The sequence below is a fragment of the Halorubrum ezzemoulense DSM 17463 genome (assembly GCF_002114285.1).
Lineage (GTDB): Archaea > Halobacteriota > Halobacteria > Halobacteriales > Haloferacaceae > Halorubrum > Halorubrum ezzemoulense.
This window is the reverse complement of the sequence record NZ_NEDJ01000108.1, coordinates 1-6,789: the sequence shown is the minus strand read 5'-3', so window position 1 is coordinate 6,789 and position 6,789 is coordinate 1. Positions and strand designations below refer to the sequence as shown.

The window sequence follows — 6,789 nt, the reverse complement described above, 5'->3', positions numbered from 1 at the left end:
GAACTCATCAGAAAGGAACTCGTGTAACCGCAATACCGTTCCATCGGCGATCATCACGTCCCTGAATCGGTCGATATCAGCGTCAACGGTGTCAGGAACAGCGACCTCGTCGAGGCCGTGCTCGACGAGGTCGCGGAGGTACTCCGCCAGCGTTGGTGTCAACCGGTGATAGAAGCCACCGGGAGAGATCGTTTCATCAGCTGTCGAGTTGTAGCAGCGTCTGAACCCGGCGAGTGTTCGGCTCTCGCCTGCGGCGAAGCCGAACACGAGCGCCCACACGAGAACAGGAATCTGAAGCTTCCCCTCACGCTCGACCACGCCGAGTTCCTCGGCGTGCTCTTCGAGGAACTCGGAGGGAAACAGTGTAGTGAGCCGACGCATGATTGTCGATGAGGAGGCGTCTTGGTGCACACTTGCCGCCTCCTCATTCCTCTCGAAAAGAAGCCTCGATAAGCCGCTGCTATCACGCGGTTTCTCTCTTAGCTAAAGACGGATGCCACAGGAGTTACAGCGCGATCCCGTCGACTCATTATGTCGATTACTCTCTACTGGGAAAAATAGCCTCGGATTCCCTGCTAAACTCACCCCTGTATCTCGCACGACGCTCCTGATAGGCACCAACTAACTCTGGGGGTTAAGCACTACGTGAGTCCATTGTACTGAGCGATCCGGCCTGACCGAATCCGAGAGGAACTTAGTACGACACTCGCGCTCTGTATACAGTACGACTCCAAGAACAGATAACCTGCTGAGGATTTCAACAGACCCAAACGGTCGTTTGCGAATCGGTGGAGAACACCACCGAAGCCCCAGTCGCGAGGCCGCAGTACGCTCGTTGCGCTCCTCGCTCGCTCCGCTCGCTGCGGTGCTTGCGTCGCCTACTGCGGCCTCGCGACTGCCCCTTCGAGTCCCATCCGACCGCGACCGCACCGCACCTCACGGCTCCCCAGCCTCGTCGCCGGACGATGTCCGGTTGTAAGCGAGAGCGGTGCTCTCGCCCTGTCGGTGGTCCTCCGCTTCGCTTCGGACCACCGACTCCTCGCGCGTGCTCCTCGCAGCCGCCTTCGGCGGCCGCTCGCAGGCACGCGCCACCGCGGATACCTATTAAAATGCCTCCCGAAACCTCACACCCCGGTCACTCGTCTTATGGCCCCTCTTGCCACAACCTATTCCCTCCCGCCATTCGAATCACGTCTCGATGAAGATCGGTCTCATCTCGGACGTTCACGCGAACCTCCCCGCGCTGGAGACGGTCCTCGACGACATGCCGACGGTCGACCGCATCTACGGCGCGGGCGGCGTGGTCGGCTACAACCCGTGGCCCGCCGACTGCGTCGAGCGCGTGCGCGATGTCGCGGCCGCGACAGTGCGCGGGAACCACGACCGCACCGTCGAGACCCCCGAGCGCTACCGCGCCAACCGGATGGCGGAGGCAGGGCTCGAACGCGCGAAGGCGTCGCTGTCGGCCGACCAGCGCGACTGGATCGGTGATCTCCCGCGCACGGAGACGTTCGGGGGCGACCGGTACCTGCTCGCCCACTCCCACCCCGCCGCCGAGCGCGAGGACGCCTACATCTACCCGGACGACTTCCCGACCCTCGACCGGCACATGGGGGAGTACGACGGGATCGTCCTCGGCCACACCCACGTTCAGGGGGTCCGCGAGGTGGCCGGCGGCTTCGTCTGTAACCCGGGCAGCGTCGGCCAGCCCCGCGACGGCGACCCGCGGGCGGGCTACGCGGTCCTCGACACGACGGCCGACGGGGCCGACGCGGTCGAGACGCATCGCGTGGAGTACGACATCGACAGCGTCGCCGAGGCGGTCCGCAAGGCCGATTTGCCGGACCTGACCGCCGAGCGCCTCTACGAGGGGGAGTGAGTCAGGCGCCGTCGGCGGGGTCGCCGGCGGCCTCCCCGCCCACGCCGCGATCGTCGCTCCCGACCTTCACGTCCAACCGCTCGTAGAGGAACGCCCACGAGTCGGTCTGCTCGTCGACGACCATCGAGGCGGGCTTGCCGACGCCGTGGCCCGTCTCTGACTTGGTCCGCAGGAGGAAGGGGCCGCCCTCGGCCTCGTGCTGGAGCCGCGCGGTCATCTTCCGGGCGTGCGAGGGGTGGACGCGCGTGTCGCTCGCGGCCGTGGTGAAGTAGACGGGCGGGTGGGTCGCGTCGGGATCGACGTTGTGGTACGGCGAATACTCCTTGAGATACTCGAACGCCTCCGGGTCCTCGGGGTGACCGTACTCCGTCGTCCACGACTCGCCGAGCAGGAACCGGTGGAACCGGAGCATGTCCAGCAGCGGGACCGCGCACTGCGCGGCCGCCCACAGATCCGGGCGCTGGGTGACCACCGCGCCGACCGAGAGCCCTCCGTTCGACCCGCCGGCGACCGCGAGGTGGTCCGCGTCGGTGAGCCCCGACTCGCAGAGCGCCTCGCCCGCCGCGACGAAGTCGTCGAAGGTGTGCTGTTTGTCTTCCAGCATGCCGGCCTCGTGCCAGGGCTCGCCGTACTCGTAGCCGCCGCGGGCGCACACCGCCGCGAACGCGCCGCCGTCGGCGAGGAACGGGAGCCGGAACCGGCCGAACGAGGGCGTGATGCTGTTGCGGAATCCGCCGTAGCCGTACAGCACGGTCGGACGGGGACCCTCAACGTTCACTTCCTCGCGGTAGCAGACGAACACCGGCACCTCGGCGCCGTCCGTCGAGTCGACGAACCGCTGTTCGACGACGAGGTCGTCGGGAACGGGGAGGTCCACCGAGTCGACCTCCGCCGACGCGAGTTCGGGCGCGTCGCCGCCCTCGCCGACCCCGTCGCCTTCGCCCGGCGATTCGTCGGCGAGGTCGAGTTTCCGAACCGCCGGCGGGCGGTCGAAGCCGGTCAGGCCGAAGAACGCCTCGGGCGCGTCGCGGTTCCCGGAGACCCACGTGACAGAGCAGTACGACGGCAGCGAGACGTCTCGGAGGTGCGTCCCGTCGCGGTCGTGGACAGAGAGCCGCGAGTGGGCGTCCCGCTGGCGGTGGACGAGGAGGCGATCCGGGGTCGGCACGACCGACTGGAGGATCCCCTCGCCGTCGGGGAGGACCTCGCGGCACTCCTCGAACGAGAGGTCCCCCTCGCGGAAGCGGTCGACGGAGCAGGCGAGCAGCCGTCGCCGGGGTGCGCCGTGGTCCGTCGAGACGAACGCCGTTCCGTCGTGGAACCGGACGGAGGTCTCGGCGTCGGTGTCGGTCAGGACCGGCCGGAGGTCGCCGTCGACTCGGACGTACCACTCGGTGCCGCCCACCATCTCGGAGAAAGCGACCGCGAGCAGTCCCGAGTCCGGGTCAACGGTCACGCGCGGCCAGACGTGCTGGTCGTCGTGTTCGAGGAGGACCGACTCCGCGTCGGGGCCGTCCGCGAACCGGAACCGGCGGATCTCCTTGTCCATCTGCGCGCCGTCGGCCGCGCCGCCGGTGGCGACGTAGACGAGCCCCTCGTCGTCGGCCGTCCACGCGAGGCTCCCGGCGTTGACGCGGCCGCGCTCGGGGAGGGACGCGATCTCTTCGACGCCCGGGCCGTATCCCTCGGCCTCCGGAGACTCAACTCCGGAGTCGCTCGGATCAGGGACCGACAGGACGCGCACGTCGTAGTTCTCGTCGCCCCCGTCGGTGACGCCGACCGCGACGCGCTCGCCGTCGTGGGAGGGGACGTACCACGCCATCGACCGGGGCGGGCGGTCGCCGTCGCGGTTCGCCGCCCACGCGTTCGGGTCGACGAGGACGCGGTCGGTGCCGTCCGGCGCGTCGCGGACGACGAGCCGAGCGTGGTCCGCGCCGGGCTCGCGGACCGTTGCGAAGTACCGGCCCTCGCGAACGCTGATCGGACCGTAGTCGGCCACCTCGACGAGGTCCGCGAAGCGCGGGCGGAGGCGGTCGCGGAGGGCGTCGTCGAGCGCGGCGTCGACGTGGTCGTTCTGGGCGTCGGCCCACTCGCTGACCGCCGCGTCGTCGCCTTCGAGCCACCGGTACGGGTCGTCGACGTCGATCCCGTGGAGCGTCTCCGTGACGACCTCGCGTCTGGTCTCCGGCGGGGACGGCGCCGGAGCGGACTGTCGTGACATACGTTCGCCTGTGGCCGGTGACGCAAAACGGCTGGGGTCGCGGCGGCCGCGCCCGCCGGTCGGCTCGCTTCGGGGTCAGCGAGGCGACCGGGCTCAGCGAGGCGACTCCGCCCAACGAAGCGACCCCGCCCACGATCGCGGAGTCACGGCCACAGTCCGGCGACGAACAGGAGGTTTCGGGCGGCGACCGCCAGCGAGAGCGCGCCGACGCCGCCGCACATCAGCGTCGCGACGAACCGCCGCGTCCCGCCGGCGACCGCGACCGGAACGCCGATGACCGCCATCCCGACGGCCTTCGTGAGGAGCATCCCGCCGAGGAGGCCGAACCGGGAGATGAACAGGCGGCCGACCGGCGACCCCTCGACGTACTCGCTCCCGGTGAGCGCGACGTACGTCGTTCCGACGTCGGCGGCCGCCCCGACGATCAGGAGGCCGACGGCGATGGCGAGGCGAGAGGGCACTGACTGGCCAGACGCGGTACGACCTCATAAACGTCCGGACCGCCTTCCCCTCGTCCCGCCTCGGAGTCCTGCGGTCTGACGGCGTCGCTCCGGGCGGCGGCGGGACGCACACTTCGAGTAGCGCGGGACGGTCGCGCCAGCGGTGGCTGGTCGCGGGGCGCGCACACCACGGCGCCATTTAAACCGGCGGAGCGCGTATCACGGGTAATGAGTTCGTCCGACGACGAGTACGAGATCGCGGTGGTCGGCGGCGGGCCGGCGGGGCTGACGACCGCGCTGTACGGTGCCCGCCTGGGGCACGAGACGGTGCTGATCGACCGCGGCGGCGGCCGCGCCGCGATGATGGCCGACACCCACAACGTGATCGGCGTCACAGAGGAAGTGTCCGGGAACGAGCTGCTCGCCACCGGGCGCGAGCAGGTACAGTCGTACGGCGGCACCTTCGAGCGCGGCTTCGTCACCGACGTCGAGCGCACCGACGACGACCGGTTCCGCCTGTCCACGAACGACAGCGAGATCCTCGCGGACCGCGTCGTCCTCGCGACGGGCTTCTCCGACGAGCGCCCGGAGCCGCCGCTCCCGCGGAACGCGAAGGGGCTCCACTGGTGTCTCCACTGTGACGCCTACATGTTCGTCGACGAGCCGGTGTACGTGATGGGTCACGGCGAGGCCGCCGCGCACGTCGCGATGATCATGCTGAACATGACCGACGACGTGGACCTCCTGACGCGCGGCGCGGAGCCGACGTGGAGCGATGAGACCGCGACGCAGCTGGAGGCGCACCCGGTCGAGGTCGTTCACGACGACATCTCGGGCGTCGAGAACGATCCCGACTCCGGCTGGCTCGAAGCGATGGAGTTCGAGGACGGCACCCGCCGCGAGTACCGGGGCGGGTTCCCGATGTACGGCTCCGACTACAACACCGCGCTCGCCGAGGCGCTCGGCTGCGACCTGACCGACGGCGGCGAGATCGACGTCGACGACCACGGCCGCACCAGCGAGGACGGCGTCTTCGCGGTGGGCGACATCACGCCCGGCCACAATCAGGTGCCCGTCGCGATGGGGCAGGGGGCGAAGGCCGGTATCGCGGTCCACAAGGAGCTCCGCGAGTTCCCGCGGTCGACGGAGGATATCGCGCAGGACGGTCCGGTCGACGAGGACGAGGTGCCCGCCATCCCGCCGCACCTCATGGCGACCGCCGTCGCCCACGAGGGGCACGCGGGCGGGCCGCGAGACGAGGCGACCGCCGAGGCCGGCGCGGAGCAGCCTGCGGCAGACGACGACTGAGGCGCCGCGAGGTCGCGACTCCGTCCGCTCGACGCGACCCGTCTCGGACGACGGCGAGGACGAGCCCGCGTCGACACGGCGACCTCTCTGATTCCCGGCCCCGGCCCCGAGGCAGAGGCCGTCGACGGTGACGCGGCGCTAACCCGTCTCTCGCCGACGGCACCTCGACCGCGGACCGCGTCAGTCCCGTCGATCGAGGACGGCTCGCACGAACGCGCCCTTCTCGGCGGTGTACCGCTGTCGGTTCTCGGGATACCGTGCCGCGAGCCGTCGTTTCAACGAGGCGTACCGCTCGGCGAGTTCCGGATCGCTCCGAAGCGCGTCCCTGAACGCGATCTTCTCGTGGTGGAACGCGCTTCCGACTTCGGCGATCGACAGATAGCACGTACGATTCTCTGGCGGTCCCTTCGCGAGGAACACCCGCCCGTCCACCTCATCGGGGCGCCGTTCGTAGCCGTGCGTTTCGAGCGCTGGGACGAGGTCGCTCGCGGTCGTCGATTCGTCGACTACGGCGAGCACGTCGAGTATCGGCTTGGCCGCCATCCCCTCGACCGCGGTACTGCCGATGTGTTCGAACTGACGGACGCGATCACCGACTGCGCTCCGTAACCGAGCCACCTCCCCGTCGTACGCGTCGCTCCACGACTCCTGATACGGCACGACTTCGACGGTCCCGCGTGCGAGTCCGACCACACTCGGGCCTCGTCCTCGCAGTATAAATCCTTTACAGCGTTCTCTTACCTCGTTCGGGGGCTCGCTGAGCGGAACGAATCGACCGTTAAGCGACGACGCTCTTCAGTAGACTGGCGGAACCAGGAGCATTAGTGCCTCTGGCCCGGCAAAAACGGGTATGTATGAAGACCGTCCTGCCTTCGGCCAGAGGCTATCAGAACTTGCGGAACTTGGGGTAATAGAATTTCGGGCCGAGCCGCTCGACGCCA

5 protein-coding genes and 1 pseudogene are annotated in these 6,789 nt (G+C 69.0%); 2 read left to right on the top strand and 4 right to left on the bottom strand.

Going from position 1 to position 6,789, the window contains the following annotated elements; all coding sequences use genetic code 11:
- Window positions 1–381, bottom strand: a pseudogene (locus B9H04_RS17000) (IS4 family transposase); the annotation flags it as partial.
- An 817-nt stretch (window positions 382–1,198) separates the two neighbouring features.
- Here B9H04_RS17000 and B9H04_RS16995 point away from each other — a divergent pair.
- Window positions 1,199–1,879 carry a metallophosphoesterase family protein gene (locus B9H04_RS16995; RefSeq protein WP_085682883.1) on the top strand — a complete coding sequence of 227 codons (681 nt, stop codon included), beginning with the start codon at window positions 1,199–1,201 and terminating at the stop codon, window positions 1,877–1,879.
- A 1-nt stretch (window position 1,880) separates the two neighbouring features.
- Here the strand turns inward: B9H04_RS16995 and B9H04_RS16990 are convergent, their stop codons facing one another.
- Window positions 1,881–4,100 (bottom strand): prolyl oligopeptidase family serine peptidase, encoded by a 2,220-nt coding sequence (locus tag B9H04_RS16990; protein WP_049933487.1) that lies wholly within the window; start codon window positions 4,098–4,100, stop codon window positions 1,881–1,883.
- Window positions 4,101–4,243: 143 nt separating this feature from the next.
- A complete protein-coding gene (locus tag B9H04_RS16985) occupies window positions 4,244–4,561 on the bottom strand; it encodes a hypothetical protein (protein WP_049933489.1) in 318 nt (105 codons plus the stop codon).
- Window positions 4,562–4,768: 207 nt separating this feature from the next.
- Between B9H04_RS16985 and B9H04_RS16980 the strand changes: the two genes are divergently transcribed.
- A complete protein-coding gene (locus tag B9H04_RS16980) occupies window positions 4,769–5,848 on the top strand; it encodes an NAD(P)/FAD-dependent oxidoreductase (RefSeq protein ID WP_049933490.1) in 1,080 nt (359 codons plus the stop codon).
- 180 nt (window positions 5,849–6,028) lie between these two features.
- Here B9H04_RS16980 and B9H04_RS16975 read toward each other — a convergent pair whose 3' ends face one another.
- Window positions 6,029–6,541 carry a GrpB family protein gene (locus B9H04_RS16975; protein ID WP_049933492.1) on the bottom strand — a complete coding sequence of 171 codons (513 nt, stop codon included), beginning with the start codon at window positions 6,539–6,541 and terminating at the stop codon, window positions 6,029–6,031.
- Window positions 6,542–6,789: the final 248 nt, after the last annotated feature.